Consider the following 2,971-nt stretch of genomic DNA (forward strand, 5'->3'; position numbering starts at 1 on the left):
AACTTCCCTGTGGCGCTGGTGCGCGAGGCCGAGGGGCTCAGCCGCGCGCCGCTGGTCACCGACCAGGTGGAGTATCATCCCCATCTCTCGCAGGCGCCGCTGCTCGAGGCACTGCGCGAGCGCGGCATGGCACTGACGGCCTACTGCCCGCTGGGGCAGGGCGGCGTGCTGAACGACGGCACCATCGCCGCGATCGCCCGGGATCACGACTGCACGCCGGCCCAGGTGATCCTGCGCTGGCACTACCAGCAGCCGGGGGTGGTGGCGATCCCCCGCAGCCGCCGGCCCGAGCATGTGCGCGCCAACTTCGATATCCTCGGCTTCTCGCTGTCCGACGAGGAGATGCGCCGCATCAGCGGGCTCGCCCGGGCGGACGGCCGCGTCGTCAACCCTGCCGGCCTGGCCCCGGAGTGGGACAACGCCGGCTGAATCCGCGTCGCCCCGCATCGGCGGCGCCCGTTCGAGAGGAGCGCCGCCAGCGTGGCCCGACGGCCCCGATTCACCCTGACAGCCCTGCGTGCCGATGCCGTCGCCGGCGGCATCGGCGGGCTGCTCGCGCTTCCCCAGGTCATCGCGTATGCCCTGATTGCCGGGGTCCCTGCCGAATGGGGGCTGCGCAGCGCCGTCGTGGTGACGGCGGTGGCCGCCCTCGCAGGCAGCTCCCGGGAGATGATCACCGGCCCGGCGGCGGCGCTGTCGCTGCTGACCTTCGCCGTGGTCTCCCGGCATGCCGAGCCCGGCAGCGGGGACTACCTGGTGCTGGTGGTCACGGTGATGGCCCTGGCCGGGGTGATGCAGCTCGCCGTGGGCCTGCTGCGGCTGGGGCGGCTGGTGAACTTCGTCTCGCACACCGTGATCGTCGGCTTCACCGCCGGCGCCGCGGTGCTCATCGCCTGGAGCCAGGTGCCGGAGCTGCTGGGTGCCGATTCGGCGGCCGGCCCGGATGCGATGCTCCGCCAGGCCGCCTGGCCCTCCGTGGCCACCGGCGCCGGGGTGATTCTCGCGATCCTGGTGCTGCGCCGCCTCGGCCTGCGCGGCGGTGCGCTGCTCGGCGGGCTGGTGGCCGGCAGCGCCGGGGTGGCGCTGGCCGGCGGTGGCGACGTCGCCCGCGTGGGCACGCTCAGCCTCGCCTCCCTGCCCGATATACATCCCGTGGTCTCGCCGGGCGTGCTGCCGCAGCTGGTGCCGGGGGCCGCGGCCATCGCGCTGCTGGGTCTGCTGGAGGCCGCCGCCATCGCCCGTGCCCTGGGCCGGCGCAGCGGCCAGCGCATCGACGCGGATCGCGAGTGCACCGGGCAGGGGGTGTCCAACCTGGTCGGGGCGTTCCTCGGCTGCCTGCCGGGGACCGGCTCGTTCACGCGCTCGGCGGCCAACCAGGAGGCCGGCGCGCGCACGAGCGTCGCCGCGCTGGTCTCGGCGCTGACCGTCGCCGCGGTGGCCCTGGCCTGGCCCGGCCTGGGGCAGTGGCTGCCGCTGCCCGCGATGGCCGGGGTGATCCTGGTGGTGGCGGTCCGCCTGGTGGACGTGCCCGCGATCCGCGAGATCCTGCATGCCGGCCGGGGCGAGGCGGCGGTGCTGGTGGCGACATTCCTGGCCACCGTGTTCCTGGAGCTCGCCTACGCCGTGCTCATCGGCGTGGTGGTCTCGCTGTTCGTCTACCTCGCCCAGGCCGCGCGCCCGCGCATCGTGGAGGTGGCGCCCCGGGCCGACCGGCCGGGGCGGGACCTGCGCAACGCCGGCAAGCACGGGCTGGCGGTCTGCCCGCAGCTCGCGGTGCTCCGTGTCGACGGGGCGGTGTTCTTCGGCGCGGTGGAGCACGTGCGCGATGCCGTGCGGGCGCATACCGGGCCGCAGCGGCCGTACCTGCTCGTCATCGGTAGCGGTATCCCGCTGGTGGATGTCGCTGGTGCCGGCATGCTGGCCGAGGAGGCGGAGCGGCTGGAGGGGATGGGTGGCGCCCTGGTGATCTGTTCGCTCAAGGACGACGTGCGCCGGGCGCTGCACCGCACCGGCCATGCGGACCGGGCGGGCCAGCCATGGCTGAGCGCGAATCCGGGTACCGCCATCGCCGAGACGGTCCCCGGCCTCGACGATGCCACCTGCGCACGCTGTACGGTACGCATCTTCCGCGAGTGCGCGGCCCGCCCGGGCGGGCCGGCACACGCGGCGGCGATCAGCTCGCCAGGCGCCGGTACTTGATGCGGTGGGGGCGGGCCGCCTCGTCGCCCAGGCGCCGCCGCCGGTCCGCCTCGTACTCGGTGTAGTTCCCCTCGAAGAAGGTCACCTGGCTGTCGCCCTCGAAGGCGAGGATGTGGGTGGCGACGCGGTCGAGGAACCAGCGGTCATGGGAGATGACCATGGCACAGCCCGGGAAGGCCAGCAGCGCCTCCTCCAGTGCCCGCAGGGTCTCGACGTCCAGGTCGTTGGTCGGCTCGTCGAGGAGCAGCGTGTTGCCGCCCTTCTGCAGGAGCTTGGCCAGGTGGACGCGGTTGCGCTCGCCGCCGGAGAGCTCGCCGATGCGCTTCTGCTGCTCCGAGCCCTTGAAGTTGAAGCGCCCGACGTAGGCCCGCGACGGCACCTCGTAGTTGCCGACCTTGATGATGTCGTGGCCGCCGGAGATCTCCTCCCAGACGGTCTTGTCGCCGTCCAGGTCCTCGCGGCTCTGGTCCACGTAGGCGAGATCGACGGTCTCGCCCACGCGGATCTCGCCCTCGTCCGGCTGCTCCTGGCCGACGATCATGCGGAACATCGTGGACTTGCCCGCGCCATTGGGGCCGATGATGCCCACGAGCGCCCCTGGCGGCATCTTGAAGTCGAGGTCGTCGATGAGCAGCGTGTCGCCGAAGGCCTTGCGCACGTGGGTGGCCTCGATGACCAGATCACCCAGGCGCTCGCCCGGCGGGATGTAGATCTCGTTGGTCTCGTTGCGCTTCTGGAACTCGCGGGACTGCAGCTCCTCGAACTGGCGCAG

3 protein-coding genes are annotated in these 2,971 nt (G+C 73.0%); 2 read left to right on the forward strand and 1 reads right to left on the reverse strand.

The window, feature by feature from the left end:
• A partial coding sequence (locus tag G7A99_RS17475; protein ID WP_163142542.1) for an aldo/keto reductase occupies nucleotides 1–429 on the forward strand: 429 nt, incomplete at its 5' end.
• Between the two features lie 51 nt (nucleotides 430–480).
• Nucleotides 481–2,199 carry a SulP family inorganic anion transporter gene (locus G7A99_RS17480; protein WP_163142545.1) on the forward strand — a complete coding sequence of 573 codons (1,719 nt, stop codon included), beginning with the start codon at nucleotides 481–483 and terminating at the stop codon, nucleotides 2,197–2,199.
• On the opposite strand, the gene G7A99_RS17485 is transcribed toward G7A99_RS17480, so the two are convergent.
• On the reverse strand, nucleotides 2,174–2,971 hold a 798-nt coding region (locus G7A99_RS17485), incomplete at its 5' end, for an ATP-binding cassette domain-containing protein (RefSeq protein WP_163142548.1). The two genes, G7A99_RS17480 and G7A99_RS17485, sit on opposite strands and share 26 nt — an antisense overlap.

Source organism: Arhodomonas sp. KWT (assembly GCF_010993615.1).